This is a genomic window from Jiangella muralis (assembly GCF_001270745.1).
GTDB lineage: Bacteria > Actinomycetota > Actinomycetes > Jiangellales > Jiangellaceae > Jiangella > Jiangella muralis.
The window spans coordinates 1-17249 of sequence record NZ_LFXL01000047.1; the positions used below are offsets into that span (position 1 = coordinate 1).

Consider the following 17249-nt stretch of genomic DNA (forward strand, 5'->3'; position numbering starts at 1 on the left):
AGAACACCTTCGGCATCGGACAACACCTTCCACCAGGCGTTGCTACGACCGATGGAATCCGCCTCCGATTGATTCCGCGCTTACTCCAAGATCAACAGTGGCTGGTGGCGGGCTGGTCGGTTAGAGGCGGGCCAGCGCCGCCGGGAGCTCGCCGATGCCGTCGAGGACGACGGTCGCGGTCGCGGCCAGCACCTCCGGGTCCGGCGGGAAGTGCGGGTTCGGCACCGCGACGACGGTCAGGCCGGCGGCGTGTGCGGACCGCAGCCCGTTGGTGGAGTCCTCGACGGCGGCGGCGCGGCGCGGGTCGACGTCCAGGCGGCGGGCGGCCTCGAGGTAGACGTCCGGGGCGGGCTTGCCGGCGGCGACGTCCTCGCTGGACACCGCGACCGGCACGAGACCGGTGAGGCCCGCGTAGGACAGGAAGGACGCGATCAGCACCGGCGGCGAGGAGCTGGCGATGCCGACCGGCCCGCGCGCGGCCACCGCCCGGACGACGTCGACGGCGCCGTCGATGACCGGCGGGGCGGCGGCGTAGCGGCGGGCCATCTCGTCGACGACGGCGCGCGCCACCTCGTCGGGCGTCAGGTCCGCCCCGAGGTCGTCGACGAGGTAGGCGGCCCACTCGGGTGTGCTCATGCCCTGCATGGCCCGCGTCGCCGCGTCCGTCCACGTGCCCCCGTGCTCAGCCACGACCGCCCGGCGCACCTCGTCCCACGCCTGCTCGGAGTCGACCAGCACCCCGTCGAGGTCGAAGATCACCGCATCCATGCCCGCCACGCTACGGGGTCAGCGACTGCCAGGCTTCGCGCACAGTGGCCAACGCATCAGCGGCGCTGATCCGAAGTCGGGTCTGGCCGGCCAACGACCGGCGCCAGGTCTCCTCGTCCGGTGCGGTGGCGAACTGGTTGGGATGCGGCAGCCGATTCGTCGGTCCGAACCGCCGCTAGCCGGCCCGGCATCGGAGGAGCGCTGGACGAGCTCGCGCCGCACCGTGGGCCACGGTGCATAGCCGGTTTGGCGTAGCAGCTGGACGTGCACCGTCGTGCCGTCCGGGTGACGAGCGACGCTGGCTGCGTCTCGCGCACCTCGCCCGCTCGCGCGGCAGCGTGGCGAGCCATGACTGTCACCTCCGTAGGCTAAGAGCCTACGCTCATGCCAGTCGTGAGGCATGCTCGCGGGGCTCGGGGATCAGCCAGAGCCCGCCACGGGGACGCAGGGTGATCAGCGGGTCCAGCCGCAGCGGCCGGCCGGGGACGGGGCGCAGCCGCCAGTGCCGCACGATCGTCGCCAGGCCGAGCACCGCCTCGGTCCAGGCGAACCCCTCGCCGATGCAGCGGCGCAGGCCGGCGCCGAACGGGAAGAACGCCCACCGCGGCCGGTCGGAAGCACCGTCCAGCCAGCGCGCCGGGTCGAAGGAGAACGGCTGCGGCCACCACCGTTCGTCGTGGTGGACGACCCATTGGGGCAGGACGACGAGGTCGCCCGGCGCGATGACCTGGTCGCCCACCTGATGCGAGACGAGCGCCTGGCGGCCCATCATCCACGACGGCGGGTAGAGCCGCAGCGTCTCGGACACGACGGCGCGGCACAGCGGCAGCCGGTCGAGGTCGGCCGGCCCGAGCTCGCCGCCGATGCCGGAGACCTCGTCGTGCACGGACGCCTGCACCGACGGGTGGACGGCGAGCAGGTGCAGCGCGAACGCCAGCGTGTTCGCCGTCGTCTCGTGGCCGGCCAGCAGCAGTGTCGTCGCCTCGTCGCGCAGCTCCTGCGACGACAGGCCGCCGGAGTCCAGGACCAGCGCGGACAGCAGGTCACCGCCGTCCCGCCCCGACGACGAGCGCTCCGCCACGACGGAGTCGACCAGCCCGTGCAGCCGCCGCCGGCCCCGCTGCAACCGCCGCAGCGGCCCGACTGGCAGCCCCTGCAACTTCTCGCTGAACGGCAGGAACGCCAGCTTGTACGCGCTCAGCAGGTCCGCCAGCGCCCCCTCGACGGAGCCGACGTCGACGGACGTGCCGAGCAGCGTCGCCCCGGCCGTCTCCAGTGTCATCCGGACCGTCGCCGCGTGCACGTCCAGCGGTTCGCGCGGCGTCCACGCCGCCGTCACGGCAGCGCAGCGCTCCACCATCACCGACGCGTAGCCGGTGATGCGCCGCGAGTGGAACGCCGGCTGCACGAGATCGCGGTGCTGACGGTGCACGTCGCCCTCCGCGGTGAGCAGGCCGTCGCCGAGGACGACGCGGGCCCGTTGCAGCACCATGCCCTTGCGGAACCCGGCGGCATCGGTGACCAGCACCTGCCGGACGAGGTCGGGGTGCGCGAGCTGCCACACCGGGAACGGGCCGAGCTGGAACCGGGCGACGTCACCGTGCTCGCGCTGCATGGAGGTGACGAAGCGCAGCCGGTCGGACTGGAAGGCGAGGAGGTCACCGACGACCGGCAGCGGGCGGCGCATACCCCGACGCTACGAGCGCCGGCCCGCGCGCCGCCACCCGTTGGCTCACGGTCCGGACACCCGGCGTGGCAGACTGGCGGAAATGCGGCGACTGCTCTTCCTCCTCGCCGGTGCGCTTCTGCTCGCCTCCTGCGGCGGCGGTGACGACGGTGCCGACGACGACTCCTCGGCCACCGAACCCGGCACACCGGCCACCACCAGCCCGACACCGTCGCCGACCCCCACCACGCCGCCGCCACTGGCCTGGGGGCCCACGCAGGACGAGTTCGACCGCGCCGCCGCGCTGGTCGCGGAGCTGCCGGTGGAACGGCAGGCCGGCCAGGTCATCGTCGCCCGGTACAGCGGCCTGGAGCCGCCGGTCGAGCAGATCGAGCAGCTCGGCCTCGGCGGCGTCATCCTCATGGGCGACAACGTCGAGTCGCCCGAGCAGGTCGAGCGGGCGACGGCCGAGATCCAGCAGGCCGGCGGCGACCGCGGCTACCCCCTCATCATCGGGATCGACCAGGAGGGCGGCACGGTCGCGCGCATCAAGGCGCCGGCGACGGAGTTCCCCGCCTATCTGACGCTCGGCGCGTCCCGCGACACGGCGATGGCCGCCGAGGTCGCGCAGGCCAGCGGCGAGGAGCTCCGCGGCATGGGCCTGACCATGGTGTTCGCGCCCGACGCCGACGTCACCTCCGGCCCGGACGACCCCACCATCGGCACCCGGTCGGCATCGTCCGACCCGCAGGTCGTCGCCGAGACCGTCCAGGCGTCGCTGGGCGGCTACGCGGCTTCCGGCATCGTCGCGGTGTCCAAGCACTTCCCAGGGCACGGGTCGGTGCCGGCCGACAGCCACGAGGAGCTGCCGGTGCAGACGGCGAGCCTGGACGAGCTGCGCGCCCGCGACTTCGTCCCGTTCCAGGCGGCGGTCGAGGCGGGGGCCGAGGCCATCATGGTCGCGCACATAGACGTCGAGGCGGTCGACCCTGGCGTGCCGTCGTCGCTGTCGCCGAAGGTCATCGGGCTGCTGCGGGACGAGCTCGGCTTCGACGGGCTGGTGGTCACCGACGCGCAGGACATGGCCGCCATCAGCGACGGCTACGGCTCCGGCGCCGCCGCGGTGAAGTCGCTGGCCGCCGGCGCGGACGTCGTGCTGATGCCGGCCGACGTCGAGTCCGCGCACACCGCCATCGTCGACGCCGTCGCGAGCGGCGAGCTGCCGGCCGACCGGCTGGCGCAGGCGGCTACCCGCGGCGTCGCGCTCATGCTGCACGAGGCGGCCGGACCGGCGCCCGACCCGGCCGCCGTCGGCTCGCACGAGGAGCTGTCCTACCAGGAGTCGCTGGGCGGCGTCACGGTCGTCGCCGGCGCCTGCGAGGGCCCGCTGGTCGACGGCGCCGTCCGGGTCGTCGGCGGCGAGGAGTCCGACCGCGTCCGCTTCGACGAGGCCGCCGCGGCCGCCGGGCTCACGACCGACGCGAACGCGCCGACGACCGTCCGGCTGCTCGGCGGGACGGAGCCCGGCTCCGGCGACGTCGTGGTCGCGCTGGACCGCCCGTACGCGCTCGGCGGCAGCGACGCGCCGGTGCAGATCGCGCTGTACGGGCGCACCCCAGGTGCGTTCCGCGCGCTGGCCGAGGTGCTGGCCGGGACGTCACCGGCCGGCGGCACGCTGCCCGTCCCGGTCGACGGTGTGGCCCAGCAGGGCTGCGCGTCCTAGCGCGACGCCGTCAGCGCGGCCAGCGCCGTGCTGACGAACACCCGCACGCCGTAGGTCAGCGCCTTCTCGTCGATGTCGAAGTCGCCCTGGTGGAGGTCGCCCATCTTCGGCAGCGCGCTGCCGTGCACGCCGATGCGGGCCAGCGCCAGCGGCACGTGCTCGCCGTACCAGGCGAAGTCCTCGCCGCCCATGCTGGTCGAGGTGCCGGTGACGGCGTGCGGGCCCAGCTCGGTGGCGACGGCCTGGCGCATCAGGCGCACGCTGGCCTCGTCGTTCACCACCGGCGGCACGCCCCGCTCGTAGTCGATCTCGACCCGGGCGCCGCTGGGGTGCGCGAGGTCGCGGACGACGGCGCGGACGTACTTCTCGGCGTCGGCCCAGGCGGCGTGGTCGAGCACCCGGACGGTGCCGCGCAGCACGCCCTCGGACGGGATGGCGTTGGGCGGGCCGCCGGCCTGGATCGACCCCCACACCAGCGAGAACCCGGCCCGGATGTCGATCTGCCGGGCCAGCAGCGCCGGCGCGTCGACGGCGATGCGGGACAGGGTGTCGACGGTGTCGACGGTCAGCTGCGGCCGCGCGGTGTGCCCGCCGGGGCCGGAGACGCGCACCTCGACGAGGTCGCAGGCCGCCGTGATGGGGCCGGCGCGCATGCCGATCTGGCCGACCGGCAGCCGCGGGTCGCAGTGCAGCGCGAACGCCCGCTCGACCCCCTCCAGCGCGCCGGCCGCGATGACCTCGCGGGCGCCGGCCATGATCTCCTCGCCGGGCTGGAAGATCACCCGCACCCGGCCGGGCAGCCGCGGCACCTTCGCCAGCGCCATGGCCGCGCCGAGCGCCATGACGGTGTGCGCGTCGTGGCCGCAGGCGTGGCAGACGCCGTCGACGGTGGAGCGGTAGGGGACGTCCTTGAGGTCCGGGAGCGGCAGCGCGTCGATGTCGGCGCGCAGCGCGACGGTGCGCGAGCCGGTGCCGATGTCGACGACCACGCCGGTGCCGCGCGGCAGCACCCGTGGCTCGAGGCCGGACATCCGCAGTTGCCGGACGAGGAGGTCGGTGGTCTGGTGCTCGTTCAACCCGAGCTCGGGTCGCGCGTGCAGCGTGCGACGCAGCGCCGTGAGGTCGTCGGTATGAAGGTCGAGCCAGCTCGCAAGCCAGTCGTAGGTCACTCGGTCACAACCCTGTAGCCATCTCTTCCAAGAGGCTGTCGACGACCTTGGTCAAATCACCGCCGTTCGCCTCTGCAATTGTCCGTTGCCGTTGATAGCTCGCCCCGTGCGCGACAATGCGTTCGATGTCGGCGAGTTCCGCGGTGCAGGACAGTCTACGGGCAATGGGCATGAGCTCGTCGGTCAAATCGAGCAACGCCCTGCGCACGGGCACGACGGTGTCCTTGTCGTCGACGATGATCTCGGCGTCGAGGCCGAACCGGGCGGCGCGCCACTTGTTCTCGCGGACCACCCAGTTCTTCGGCGACGGCAGCCGGTAGCCGCGGTCGATCTCGCGGTCCAGCCGCTCGACCAGACACTGGGCCAGCGCGGCGACAGCGCCCACCTCGTCCAGGGTGGGCAGGCCGTCGCAGATGCGCAGTTCGACGGTGCCGAAGTCGGGGTGCGGGCGGATGTCCCACCACACCTCGCGGACGGAGTCGATGGTGCGGGTGGAGATCAGCGTCCCCATGTAGCTCTCGAACTGGTCCCAGCCGGACAGCTGGTACGGCAGCCCGGCCGTGGGCAGCGCCTCGAACACCTTGCTGCGGGCCGACGCCAGGCCGGTGTCGTGGCCCACCCAGTACGGCGACGACGCGGATAGCGCCAGGAAATGCGGTACGTAGGACGTCAGGGCGTTGACAATGGGAATGACTTTCTCCGGCGAGCGCACGCCGACGTGCACGTGGACGCCGAAGATCTGCAGCCGGCGGGCCAGCCACTGCAGGTTCTCGACGAGTTGCTCGTAGCGCGGCTTCGGACTGATCTTCTGGCTGTTCCAGTTGGTGATCGGGTGGGTGCCGGCGCACATCAGCGCCAGCCCGCGGCGATCGGCCGCTTTGGCCACCGTCCGGACCGTCTCGGCGAGATCGGCCTTGGCCTCACCGACCGTCTGGCACACGCCCGTGACGACCTCGATGGTCGACTGCAGCAACTCGTGCTTGGCCTTCGGATGCTCCTCGGCGCCGGCCGGGCGGAGTTCGTCGAGGATCTCGATGGCTCCGGAGGTCAGCTCGCGGGTCTCGGGGTCGACCAGTTGCAGTTCCCATTCCACGCCGAGGCTGCTGTGGGTGTTCGGCGCGAAAGGGATCTGCATGTCCGGAAGTGTTGCATGCCTTCCGGTAATTACGGAATGCCCAATCTCACACCTTTTGCGGAGTGAAACCGCAGCGTGTATTGACAAGAGGCATCGCTTCACCAACGAGTGCGAGTCACGGGCACGTGCCCGGCGGGGACGACTCGCACCCGGCGCGGCCAGCGACGGGCGTGGGCATACGGTGAGCGGGCTGGCTCAAGATCCAATGCTCGCAGCATGACCACCCCGTGACAAGGCCTGAGAGGATGCATCCGATGACTCTCCCCCGGGTCCCGCCCATCACGTTCGCGCACCGTGGCGCCATGGCACGGGAGCGCGAGAACACGCTGCCGGCGTTCGAGCTGGCGCTGCGGCTGGGCGCGTCGGGCCTCGAGAGCGACGCCTGGGTCACCGCCGACGGCGTCGTCGTGCTGGACCACGACGGCCTGGTGGGGCCACGGTTCGGCCGTCGGCCGATGTCGCAGGTGCCACGGTCGGAGCTACCGCCGCACGTGCCGTCGCTGGCCGAGCTGTACGCCGCCTGCGGCACGGACTTCGAGCTGTCGCTGGACGTCAAGGACCCGGCCGCGTTCGAGCCGGTGGTCGCGGCGGTCCGGGCCGGCGGTGAGCCGGAGCGGACCTGGCTGTGCCACCCGTCGCTGTCCGTCGTGACGCGGTGGCGCCAGCAGGCGGACGACGTCCGGCTGGTCGACTCCACCCGGGTGAGCCGCCTGCAGGACGGCGTCCGCGGCCGGGCCCGCACGCTGGCCGACCGCGGCATCGACGCCATCAACCTGCACTGGCTGGACTGGACGCCGATCTACGTGCGCCTCTTCCACGAGGTGGGCGTGCACGCGTTCGGCTGGGACGCGCAGTCGCGCTCGTCCATCGATCGCCTGCTCGCCACCGGCGTCGACGCCGTCTACGGCAACCACGTCGACCGCCTGGTCGCGGCGGTCGCCCGGCTCGGCTGACCTCCGGCCGCGGGAAAGGCGGAGGAAGGCGGGAGGCAAGTGGTCGCCGCCACCGTGTACCCGTCCTGATGACGGAACACACACGGGAGACGACTCATGCAGGAACGAACGGCCCGCACGGCGCGACGCGGTGTGCGCAGGTGGACGGCGCTGGCCGCGGCGGCGCTGGTGGGCGGGGCGCTGATCCCCGGCACCGCGGCCGCCGACGAACCGGCGGCTCCGGCGGACGTGGAGGTCGCGGCCGTGCCGTACTGGCCGGGGGAACGCGAGTACTGCTGGACGTCCGACCAGGGTTCCGGCGGCATCTCCTGGCAGTCCAAGCCCACGGGAGGCGGCGGCTACGCGTTGTTCAGCGAGTCGGGCGAGAAGCTCGAGGTGGTGGACACCAAGTCCAACGGGTACCGCGTGGTGGCGCTGTTCAGCTGGTGCGAGGGCCCGTTGTACGACAAGGGTGTCTACCGGTCCTGGCTGCACCGCGACAGCGGGCCGGATGAGGGAGCGATCGACCGGCAGTACTACGACTTCGACTTCGCCGAGGGGCGCCGCCTGCTCATGCGGGTCTGCGAGAAGAAGATGAGCACCGGCCAGCTCATCGACTGTTCCTGGCCGGTCCGGATGTTCGGCTGATCGTTCCCGGCGGCCGTCCTCAGCCGAGGGCGGCCGCCAGCCGGTCGAGGAACGCGGCCTGCGCCTTGACGATCTTCTCGCGGGCGACGTCGAGCGGGAACCACTCGGCCCGGTCGATCTCGGGGAACTCCTGCGTGCGCCCGGATCGCGGCGGCCACTCCAGCTCGAACGTGCCGGGCACGACGGCGGCCGGGTCGAGGTCGCCGCGCAGCGCCCACGCCGTCACCGTCTTGCCGCCCGACTGCTTCACCGTGCCCAGTTCGACCAGTTCGCCGCCGGGGACCGGCAACCCGAGTTCCTCGGTGAACTCGCGCCGGGCCGCGGCCTCCGGCGTCTCGTCCGGGCCGTACTCGCCCTTCGGCAGCGACCACGCGCCGGCGTCCTTCTTCGCCCAGAACGGCCCGCCCATGTGCCCGAGCAGCACCTCGACGCCGTCTGCTCCGTCCCGGTGGAGCAGGATGCCCGCGCTCTGCTTGCCCATGTCCGCCAGGATCTCAGAGCGGGTCGGCGACGAGCACCGTCGCCGCGCCGGCCACCCGGGTGACGACGAACGTCGCGGTCCGCTCGCCGCGCGGCCGAACCGCCGCCCGCAGCTTCTCCGGCACGACGCCGACGCCGCGCTTCTTCACCGTCAGCACGCCGATGCCGTGGTCGCGCACGTACCGGCGCAGCGCCTTCACGTCGTACGGCAGGGTGTCGAGGACGCGGTAGCCGCGGGCGAACGGCGTGCTGACCGCCGTGTCGGCCGTCACGTAGGCGATGGACGGATCCACCAGCCCGCCGCCGACCCGATCGGCCGCCGCCGTCACCAGGCCGGCCCGGATGACGGCGCCGTCCGGCTCGTACAGATACTCGCCCAGCGGGCGGACGACCGGCCCGGGGTCGTCGCGGTCGGTCAGCGTCGCGCCCGACGGCAGCAGCGTCGCCCGCCGCGCGACGCCGTCGAGCGCGAGCCCGCCGGACCACAGCGCCGCCTCCTTCACCTCGCCGCGCTCGGACACCCACTCGGCCTCGACACCGTCGGGGATGCGTGCGTGCGGCAGGCCGGGCGCGACCTTGACGCACGCCGTCCCGGCCAGCAGCTCCAGCACGAACGACCACGGCGGCCGGTACGCGTCGGGGTCGAACACCCGCCCGCGGCCGCCGCGACGGGCCGGGTCGCACACGACCGCCGGGTACGCCGTCCGGTCCACCGTCGTCGCGTCGGCGTGCACCACCCGCGCGGGCACGCCCAGCGCGGCGACGTTCGCCGCTGCGATGGACGCCGTCAGCTCGTCCGCCTCGACTCCCGTCACCGCCAGCCCGGCCCGGGCCAGCTCGACGAGGTCGCCGCCGATGCCGCAGCACAGGTCCGCGACCGCCGCGCCCGCACCGAGCGTCGCCGCCAGCCGAGCGGCCCGGTGCCGCGCCACCCCCACCCGCGTCGCCTGCTCGTAGCCGTCGACCGTGAAGAACATCCGGGCCGCGTCGGCCGGTTCGAACTTGTCCACCGCCCGGGCCCGCAGCCGCGCCTGCGTCAGCGCCGCCGCCACTAGGTCCGGCGCGTGGGTGCGCCGCAGCCGGGTGCCCAGCGCGAACTCGTCCTCGCGTCCGTACGCGGCGCTCGCCTCGGCCAGCAGCCCGGCGCCGTCCGCCGACCTGAGCGCGTCGAACGTGGCCCTCTGCACGGCGCTCAGCCTCTCACTCCTGGCGACTAGCACTCACCCAGACCGAGTGCTAAGTTGGGCGTTGGCACCCTCCACTGGAGAGTGCCAACGGTCGAGTCGCCGGCACCCGCGACGACGGCGGCATGCGGCCGGTCCACCAGAAGCATTCGTGACATCCCGCGAAAGGGGAGGTCAGACAAGTGTCGGTCTCCATCAAGCCACTCGAGGACCGTATCGTGGTCAAGCCGCTCGAAGCGGAGCAGACCACGGCGTCCGGGCTCGTCATCCCTGACACCGCCAAGGAGAAGCCCCAGGAGGGCGAGGTCGTCGCCGTCGGCGATGGCCGCTGGGACGACGAGGGTGAGAAGCGCATCCCGCTCGACGTCAAGGTCGGCGACGTGGTGCTCTACTCGAAGTACGGCGGCACCGAGGTGAAGTACGGCGGCGAGGAGCTGCTCATTCTCTCCGGCCGCGACGTGCTTGCGATCGTCCAGAAGTGACGCGCTGACGCCCTGACCCGATCCGGCTCGACGCCGGCGCGGGTCGGGGCGTTTCCTCGTTCAGCAATACCTCCGAAAGGGACCGGTTCCCCATGCCCAAGATCCTCGAGTTCGATGAGGACGCCCGCCGGCGCCTGGAGCGCGGTGTCGACGCCCTCGCGAACACCGTCAAGGTGACGCTCGGCCCCAAGGGCCGCAACGTCGTCCTCGACAAGAAGTTCGGTTCTCCCACCATCACGAACGACGGCGTCACCATCGCCCGTGAGGTCGAGCTGGAGGACCCGCACGAGAACCTCGGCGCGCAGCTCGCCAAGGAGGTCGCCACCAAGACCAACGATGTCGCCGGTGACGGCACCACCACCGCGACGGTGCTCGCGCAGGCCATGGTGCACCGCGGCCTGAAGTCCGTCGCCGCGGGCGCGAACCCGATGGGCATCAAGCGCGGCATCGACGCGGCCGTCGAGGCGGTCCGCGCCCGCCTGGTCGAGTCTGCCCGCCCGGTCGACGAGAAGACCGAGATCGCCGCGGTCGCCGCCATCTCCGCGCAGGACCCGACCATCGGCGAGGTCATCGCCGACGCGTTCGACAAGGTCGGCAAGGACGGCGTCATCACCGTCGACGAGTCGCAGACCTTCGGTACCGAGCTCGAGTTCACCGAGGGCATGCAGTTCGACAAGGGCTACCTCAGCCCGTACTTCGTCACCGACCAGGAGCGTCAGGAGGCCGTCCTCGAGGACGCCTACATCCTGATCCACCAGAACAAGATCTCCTCGGTCAGCGACCTGCTGCCGCTGCTGGAGAAGGTCGTCCAGGCCGGCAAGCCGCTGCTGATCGTGGCCGAGGACGTCGACGGCGAGGCGCTCTCCACGCTGGTCGTCAACAAGATCCGCGGCACGTTCACCTCGGTCGCCGTCAAGGCGCCGGGCTTCGGCGACCGCCGCAAGGCGATCCTGCAGGACCTCGCCGTCCTCACCGGTGGCCAGGTCGTCGCCGAGGAGGTCGGCCTCAAGCTCGACCAGGTCGGGCTCGACGTGCTCGGCTCGGCCCGCCGCATCGTCGTCACCAAGGACGACACCACCGTCGTCGACGGCGGCGGCACGCAGGCCGACATCGACGGCCGGGTCACGCAGATCCGGGCGGAGATCGACAACACCGACTCCGACTGGGACCGCGAGAAGCTGCAGGAGCGGCTGGCCAAGCTGGCCGGCGGCGTCGGCGTCATCAAGGTCGGCGCGGCCACCGAGGTCGAGCTGAAGGAGCGCAAGCACCGCATCGAGGACGCCGTGTCGGCGACGCGCGCGGCCATCGAGGAGGGCATCGTGTCCGGCGGTGGCGCGGCCCTGGTGCACGCGCGGTCGGCCATCGACGACCTCGACCTGTCCGGCGATGAGGCCACCGGCGCCGCCATCGTGCGCGGCGCGCTGGTCGAGCCGCTGCGGTGGATCGCCGAGAACGCCGGCGAGAACGGCTACGTCATCGTGGCCAACGTCGAGAACGGCACGCCGGGCCACGGCTACAACGCCGCCACCGGCGAATACGGCGACCTCATCGCGCAGGGCGTCCTCGACCCCGTCAAGGTGACCCGTTCCGCGGTCGCCAACGCGGCGTCGATCGCCAGCCTGCTGCTCACCACCGAGGTCCTCGTGGCGGAGAAGCCCGAGGAGCCGGTGGCCGAGGGCGGTCACGGCCACGGTCACGGCCACTGAGGTTCATTGCTGCACCGGCGGCCCGGGTCCCCTGCGCGGGGGCCCGGGCCGCCGCTTTGAGACGATGTCCGGCGTGATGCGCCGCCGCTGGGTCCTCGTGCTGCTGCCGCTGCTGGTGCCGGCCGCGTGCGGGTCCGGTCCGGCCGACGCGGACGAGCTGGCCTCTCGGGCGGCCTCGATCGGCGTCGACCCGGACGTCGTCTACGCGGTGTCGCTGGACGGCTTCGAGCCGGCCTCCCAATCCGTCGGGGTGTACGGCGACGCCGGGTTCAGCGTCGCGTACACGTCGCCCGCCGGCGGCTTCGCGCAGCTCACCACGGACCCGCGCGGCGGGACCGACGCCGGTTGTGTCGCCGTCGACGACCAGCGCGAGTGCGTCGCCGTGCACGACGGCGTCGCGGTGCGGTTGTCGGCAGCCGGGGACGCCGTCGACGAGGACACGCTGCGCGCCGCGGTCGAAGGTGCGCACCCGCCGTCGGCGGACGAATTGGCCGCGCTGTTCGCGGACGTGCCAGACGGCGGCGAGCCCGTCGACCGCGGCGACCTGCCACCGGTCGGCGACGGTGCCCCGGTCGATCCCGAGGGCGCGGCCGGATGAGCACCCGACTGGACGTGCTGCGCGAGAACGCCGCCGCCTACGCGCGCACCGCGCTGACCTGTATCGACCGCGAGTACCCGCACCTGCCGATCATCTACGCCGTCGAGCCGGGACCGTATCCGCGGCACCGCGACCAGCATCCGGCGTTCTACGGCTCGCTGGACTGGCACTCGGCGGTCGAGATGCACTGGGTGCTGGTGCGGCTGCTCCGGCTGGCCGGTTCCGACCTGCCGACCGCGCTGGCCGCTTCGGTTCGGGACGCGCTGGGGGCGCACCTGACCCCGTCGAACCTGGCGCGGGAGGCCGAGTTCTTCGCCTCTGGGCCGGGCCGCACGCGGGAGCGCCCGTACGGCTGGGGCTGGCTGCTGACGCTGGCGCACGAGCTGGCGTCCTGGCCCGACGCGGACGGCGCGGCCTGGGCGGCGGCGGTGCGGCCGCTGGCCGACGTGCTGACGGCGAACCTGGTCGGCTGGCTGCCGGCGCAGACCTATCCGGTGCGCGGCGGGCTGCACCCGAACTCGGCCTTCGGGCTGCTGCGCTCGTACGACGGAGCCGGCGGCGACCTGCGCGACGCGATCGACGACGCCGTCCGCCGCTGGTACCTCGCCGACACCGACTATCCGGCGCACTACGAGCCGTCGGGCAGTGACTTCCTCTCGCCGGCGCTGGCCGAGGCCGAGCTGGTGGCGCGGGTGCTGCCGCCGGCCGAGTTCGCTTCCTGGTTCGGCCGGTTCCTGCCCGGCGCCGCGGCGTCGTCGCCGGCGCGGCTGTTCGAGCCGCCGGTGGTCTCCGACCCGTCCGACGGGCAGTTGGCGCACCTGGCCGGGCTGAACCTGAGCCGGGCGTGGTCGATGGTGGCGGTCGCGGATGCGTTGCCGGCCGGCTCGGCGGCGGCCGCCGCGCTGACGGCGTCGGCCGTCGTGCACGCCGATGCCGGCCTGCCCTACGTGGTCGGCGGCGACTACATGGTCGAGCACTGGCTCGCCGCCTACGCCGTCGGCTACCTGACGGAGTAGGCCACGCACGAAGAAGCCCCGGTGCGGAGTCACAACAGCACGCACCGGGGCTTGGCCGGGATCAGCGGTGTTAGAGCACCTACTCCAGCCACCACCCATGCTAGCCGTTGACGGGCTGATTGTCCGAATGTCATTCTGGTCGGCTAACTACATCGGGAATCCGCCCGGCGTAGTCCAGAGATGGGCTACCGGGCGGACTGTTAGAGCGGTTCACCGGTGCCCTCAGCACACAGGAAGGCATCCGTGTGAGTCACAACGACAGGCGAGGGACGTCGCTGCGCAGGCTACGAGAGCTGCGTCAGCACACCGAGGTCATCGGGCAGATCCTGAGGGATCTGCGGCCTTTGGTCATCGGGGCGTTCTCGATTCTGGGTGTCACCCTGCACCAGTTCGTCACGCTGCTGAGGTAGCGGGCGAGCCGCAGGGGAGCGAACGGGGTCGGCTGAGGCCGGCCCCTTCGTGCGTCGCGACTCAGAGCTCCGCCTGCCAGACCCGCGGGGTGCGGATGCCGGGGCCGACCTCGCCGCTCGCCACGACCAGGTCGCCGTCCCAGTTCACGGCCGGGGTGGTGGCCGGCGGCGGGCCGGGGAACCAGCCGTCCACGCTCCACCGGTCGCGTTTCGTGTCGTACCGCAGCAGTTCACCGTTGAAGCCGGTGTGGTGGTCGTAGATCCAGGTCACGATGTCGTTCTGGCGCTGCCACTCGGCCGATCCGGGCGTCGCCGCGGTCCGGAGCGCGACGTGGTGCTCGATGAGGTTCCAGCGGTCGATGTCCTTGTCGCCGCCGACGACGACCAACCCGGTCCGGCCGACGGGGTGGGCGAGCGCCGCGGTGACGCACCAGGGCAGGTCGGCGATCCGGTCCCAGCGCCGGCGCCGCGGCGAGTACGCGTACGCGTCGCGGTAGAACGTCCACGACTTGTCTGCATGCTGCGCCCGGCCGCTGAGCAGGAAGAACCGGCCGTCCTGGGCGGCCCCGACGGCGACGGTGCGCGGGTCGCCGGGCCAGCGCGGCAGCGTCGCCCAGCCGCGGTCCGGCCGGTCCAGGTCCAGGCCGTAGAAGTCGCCGCCCTCCGCGACGTGCACGACGCCGTCGACGATGCCCGCGACGCCGTACGACAGGGCGCGGGGGAGCGGCGGCAGGTCCGTGCGTTCGAGCCGCGACCGCCGGGCGTCCCAGCGCAGCACGAACACGTCGGCGAACTTCTCGGCCGGGCGCTGCAGCGTGCCGCCGGGCCCGCCACGGTAGCCCTCGCCGCCGATCACCAGCACGCCGTCGCCGGTGCTCAGCGTCGCCGCGTAGCCGACGGCGTCGGGCAGCTGCCCGGCCGACTGCCAGCGGCCGGACGCGCGGGAGTAGACGAACGCGTCGGTCCAGTACACCTTGCCGAGGGTGTTCGCCCGGGTCGCGGTCAGCGCCGGCTCCGGGAAGTTCGCCCCGCCGGCGACGATCAGGTGGTCGCCGTGCGCGCCCGCGATCGGGCCGGCCAGGCCGAGCTGGGTCCAGTACGGCTCGCCGACCGGGATCGCCGGATGCCAGTCGGTGGTGTTGGCGGGCACGTCGGGCAGCCGTCGCCACGTCGCTCCACCGCCCGCCGGGCCCGCCGTGGCGCTACTGGGCGGAACAGCCGTGGTAGGTAGATCCCTCCCGGCCCGGGTGGGGCCCACCCTAGGGGCGGGCACCGACACACTCGTTTGCGTCGAGGCGGCCCACGCCGCTGGGCCGGCCGCCGCTGCCAGGGTGAGTGCCGCTCGCCGTGTGAGGTCCGTCATGTCGGATATCCGACCAAAGAGACGACCGTTCGTCAACGTGTTGACACATATCCCATATGTGATGTGGGATGGATCTTCCCTGACGAAGGAGACCCCATGCGCCGGCCCGTCGTCCTCGCCCTCGCACTAGCGCTTCCAGCGAGCGTTCTCGCGGCTCACGTCCCCGCACAGGCGTCGCCCATCCAGCGGACCGTCGTCTTCGAGTCCGGCACCGAGGGCTACGACACCTTCCGCATCCCCGCGATCGTCCGCTCCGAGGCCGGGACGCTGCTCGCGTTCGCCGAGGGCCGGGTCGGCGGCGGGGGCGACACCGGCGACATCGACCTGGTGCTGCGCCGTTCGCACGACAACGGCCGGACGTGGGGCCCGCTGCAGGTGGTCGGCGATAACGGCGCGAACGTGTTCGGCAATCCGACGCCGGTCGTCGATCCAGCGTCCGGCGACGTCGTCCTGCTCAGCACCCACAATGCCGGCGACGCCAGCGAGGCGGAGATCATGCGCGGCGAGGTCACGCCGGAGCAGAGCCGCCGGGTGTTCGTCCAGCGCAGCAGCGACGACGGCGCCAGCTGGTCGGCGGCCCAGGACGTCACCGCCGCCACCAAGCTGCCGGAGTGGCGCTGGTACGCGACCGGGCCGGTGCACGCCATCGCGCTCGAGCACGGCGAGCACCGAGGCCGGCTGGTCGCGGCGGCGAACCACTCGACCAGCCCGGCGGCCGGCTCGTCCGACACCGGCCAGGAGGCGAAGTACTACGGCGCGCACTCCCTCTACAGCGACGACGGCGGCCTGACCTGGGAGCTCGGCGACATCGACACCCCGCTCACCGGCGTCGTGAACCCGAACGAGAACACCGTCACCGAGCTCGCCGACGGCACGCTGTACTTCAACGCGCGCGACCAGAATGGCACCGGCGTCGGCACCCGCGCGACGACCACCAGCAGCGACGGCGGCGAGACGTTCGACGCGTCGTACGCGCTGGAGCCGGGCATCGTCACGCCGGTCGTGCAGGGCTCCGTGCTGCGGCTGCCGCGCGCCGGCGACCGGCTGGTCTTCTCGGGCCCGGCGAACCCGACGGCGCGGCGGACGCTGCAGCTGCGGTACAGCTTCGACTCCGGCGCGACGTGGACCGGCGGGCTGGTCCTGCACGACGGGCCGGCCGCCTACTCCGACGTCACCGAGGCCGGCGGGCGCACGCTCGGAGTGTTGTACGAGAACGGCGACACCGGGACGTACGAGCGCATCACGTTCGCGCGGGTCCCGCAGGCGCAGCTGGACCGCGGACTGGCGCCGTCCGTGACGACGCCCGACGCGGCGGGCGGCCCGGACGGTGTGGTCGGCGGCGCGCCGGTGGTGGTGCCCGACGGCGCGGCCGGCGCCGCCCTGCGGCTCGCGGCGGCCGGCGACCACGTCGCCGTCCCGCGCGGCGACCGCCTCGACGTCGGCGACGGCCCGTTCACCGCGGCCGGCTGGTTCCGTACGGACGTCGCCGCCGACCAGGCGCTGCTGTGGGCATACAACTCGGGCAGCGGACGGGACCAGTGGTGGATCCGGCTCGAGCCCGGGAGCAACCGGATCCGCGCGCTCGTCGACACCGATCTCGGCGCGGGCACGCTGACCGCGCCGGGCTCCTACGCCGACGGCGCCTGGCACCACGTCGCGCTCACCCGCGGTGTGGACGGCCTGGTGCTGTACCTCGACGGCGTGGCTGCCGCGTCGGGACCGGCGGTGCCCGGCTCGGTCACCACCGACGCCGCGATCGGCCTGCACCTGGGCCAGCGGCCGGACGGCGCCAACCAGCTGCTCGGCGACCTCGACGACGTCTGGCTGCTCGGCCGCGCGGCGTCGGCCGAGGAGATCGCCGAGCTGGCCGCCGGCGACGCCGTCGCCGACCCGCTCGTGCACCTGCCGCTCGACGTGCTGAGCCGCTGACCTCGTACGCTGAGTGTCCCTGACGCTGAGAGAGGGACAC

General features: G+C 72.9%; 15 protein-coding genes. 8 read left to right on the forward strand and 7 right to left on the reverse strand.

Going from position 1 to position 17249, the window contains the following annotated elements; genetic code table 11:
• Positions 1–120 precede the first annotated feature (120 nt).
• A complete protein-coding gene (locus tag ACW62_RS29855) occupies positions 121–768 on the reverse strand; it encodes an HAD family hydrolase (protein ID WP_053207778.1) in 648 nt (215 codons plus the stop codon).
• Positions 769–1150: 382 nt separating this feature from the next.
• Positions 1151–2455 (reverse strand): cytochrome P450, encoded by a 1305-nt coding sequence (locus ACW62_RS29860; protein WP_053207779.1) that lies wholly within the window; start codon positions 2453–2455, stop codon positions 1151–1153.
• An 82-nt stretch (positions 2456–2537) separates the two neighbouring features.
• Here ACW62_RS29860 and ACW62_RS29865 point away from each other — a divergent pair, with 82 nt between their 5' ends.
• Positions 2538–4157, forward strand: a complete 1620-nt coding sequence (locus ACW62_RS29865) for a glycoside hydrolase family 3 protein (RefSeq protein ID WP_083460334.1) — start codon at positions 2538–2540, stop codon at positions 4155–4157.
• Here the strand turns inward: ACW62_RS29865 and ACW62_RS29870 are convergent.
• Together ACW62_RS29870 and ACW62_RS29875 are read right to left on the reverse strand one after the other, a co-directional pair.
• Complete coding sequence (locus ACW62_RS29870; protein ID WP_053207780.1) at positions 4154–5326, reverse strand: amidohydrolase; 1173 nt, start codon at positions 5324–5326, stop codon at positions 4154–4156. The two genes, ACW62_RS29865 and ACW62_RS29870, sit on opposite strands and share 4 nt — an antisense overlap.
• 4 nt (positions 5327–5330) lie before the next feature.
• The gene (locus tag ACW62_RS29875) at positions 5331–6461 is read right to left on the reverse strand and encodes a glutamate--cysteine ligase (RefSeq protein WP_053207781.1); all 1131 of its coding nucleotides are present in this window, start codon (positions 6459–6461) and stop codon (positions 5331–5333) included.
• Positions 6462–6715: 254 nt separating this feature from the next.
• Between ACW62_RS29875 and ACW62_RS29880 the strand changes: the two genes are divergently transcribed.
• Positions 6716–7414: a glycerophosphodiester phosphodiesterase gene (locus tag ACW62_RS29880; RefSeq protein WP_053207782.1), complete on the forward strand. Its 699-nt coding sequence runs from the start codon at positions 6716–6718 to the stop codon at positions 7412–7414.
• A 96-nt stretch (positions 7415–7510) separates the two neighbouring features.
• Positions 7511–8041, forward strand: coding sequence for a hypothetical protein (locus ACW62_RS29885; protein ID WP_157575074.1), 531 nt, complete (start codon positions 7511–7513; stop codon positions 8039–8041).
• A gap of 19 nt (positions 8042–8060) precedes the next feature.
• Here the strand turns inward: ACW62_RS29885 and ACW62_RS29890 are convergent, their stop codons facing one another.
• Both ACW62_RS29890 and ACW62_RS29895 read right to left on the reverse strand, forming a co-directional pair.
• On the reverse strand, positions 8061–8522 hold the full coding sequence (locus ACW62_RS29890) for an NUDIX hydrolase (RefSeq protein WP_053207784.1): 462 nt from the start codon (positions 8520–8522) through the stop codon (positions 8061–8063).
• Positions 8523–8535: 13 nt separating this feature from the next.
• On the reverse strand, positions 8536–9708 hold the full coding sequence (locus ACW62_RS29895) for a class I SAM-dependent methyltransferase (RefSeq protein ID WP_205629693.1): 1173 nt from the start codon (positions 9706–9708) through the stop codon (positions 8536–8538).
• 179 nt (positions 9709–9887) lie between these two features.
• Here ACW62_RS29895 and groES point away from each other — a divergent pair, with 179 nt between their 5' ends.
• From groES to ACW62_RS29915, 4 genes are all read left to right on the forward strand, one after another.
• Positions 9888–10187: a co-chaperone GroES gene (gene groES, locus ACW62_RS29900; RefSeq protein WP_053207786.1), complete on the forward strand. Its 300-nt coding sequence runs from the start codon at positions 9888–9890 to the stop codon at positions 10185–10187.
• 92 nt (positions 10188–10279) lie between these two features.
• On the forward strand, positions 10280–11893 hold the full coding sequence (gene groL / locus ACW62_RS29905) for a chaperonin GroEL (RefSeq protein ID WP_053207787.1): 1614 nt from the start codon (positions 10280–10282) through the stop codon (positions 11891–11893).
• A 73-nt stretch (positions 11894–11966) separates the two neighbouring features.
• Positions 11967–12491: a hypothetical protein gene (locus ACW62_RS29910; RefSeq protein WP_205629694.1), complete on the forward strand. Its 525-nt coding sequence runs from the start codon at positions 11967–11969 to the stop codon at positions 12489–12491.
• A complete protein-coding gene (locus tag ACW62_RS29915) occupies positions 12488–13507 on the forward strand; it encodes a DUF2891 domain-containing protein (RefSeq protein WP_053207789.1) in 1020 nt (339 codons plus the stop codon). Before ACW62_RS29910 ends, ACW62_RS29915 begins: the two co-directional genes overlap by 4 nt.
• Before the next feature lie 471 nt (positions 13508–13978).
• On the opposite strand, the gene ACW62_RS29920 is transcribed toward ACW62_RS29915, so the two are convergent.
• On the reverse strand, positions 13979–15067 hold the full coding sequence (locus tag ACW62_RS29920) for a galactose oxidase (RefSeq protein WP_053207790.1): 1089 nt from the start codon (positions 15065–15067) through the stop codon (positions 13979–13981).
• Positions 15068–15376: 309 nt separating this feature from the next.
• On the opposite strand from ACW62_RS29920, the gene ACW62_RS33510 reads away from it, so the two are divergent.
• Complete coding sequence (locus ACW62_RS33510) at positions 15377–17209, forward strand: sialidase family protein (protein WP_083460336.1); 1833 nt, start codon at positions 15377–15379, stop codon at positions 17207–17209.
• The last annotated feature ends 40 nt before the right edge of the window (positions 17210–17249 follow it).

What these genes read in the sequence shown, in the direction of transcription:
- ACW62_RS29855 (WP_053207778.1), bottom strand. Translation starts at nt 768, where the DNA reads ATGGATGCGGTGATCTTCGACCTCGACGGGGTGCTGGTCGACTCCGAG.
- ACW62_RS29860 (WP_053207779.1), bottom strand. Translation starts at nt 2,455, where the DNA reads ATGCGCCGCCCGCTGCCGGTCGTCGGTGACCTCCTCGCCTTCCAGTCC.
- ACW62_RS29865 (WP_083460334.1), top strand. Translation starts at nt 2,538, where the DNA reads ATGCGGCGACTGCTCTTCCTCCTCGCCGGTGCGCTTCTGCTCGCCTCC.
- ACW62_RS29875 (WP_053207781.1), bottom strand. Translation starts at nt 6,461, where the DNA reads ATGCAGATCCCTTTCGCGCCGAACACCCACAGCAGCCTCGGCGTGGAA.
- ACW62_RS29880 (WP_053207782.1), top strand. Translation starts at nt 6,716, where the DNA reads ATGACTCTCCCCCGGGTCCCGCCCATCACGTTCGCGCACCGTGGCGCC.
- ACW62_RS29885 (WP_157575074.1), top strand. Translation starts at nt 7,511, where the DNA reads ATGCAGGAACGAACGGCCCGCACGGCGCGACGCGGTGTGCGCAGGTGG.
- ACW62_RS29890 (WP_053207784.1), bottom strand. Translation starts at nt 8,522, where the DNA reads ATGGGCAAGCAGAGCGCGGGCATCCTGCTCCACCGGGACGGAGCAGAC.
- groL (WP_053207787.1), top strand. Translation starts at nt 10,280, where the DNA reads ATGCCCAAGATCCTCGAGTTCGATGAGGACGCCCGCCGGCGCCTGGAG.
- ACW62_RS29915 (WP_053207789.1), top strand. Translation starts at nt 12,488, where the DNA reads ATGAGCACCCGACTGGACGTGCTGCGCGAGAACGCCGCCGCCTACGCG.
- ACW62_RS33510 (WP_083460336.1), top strand. Translation starts at nt 15,377, where the DNA reads ATGCGCCGGCCCGTCGTCCTCGCCCTCGCACTAGCGCTTCCAGCGAGC.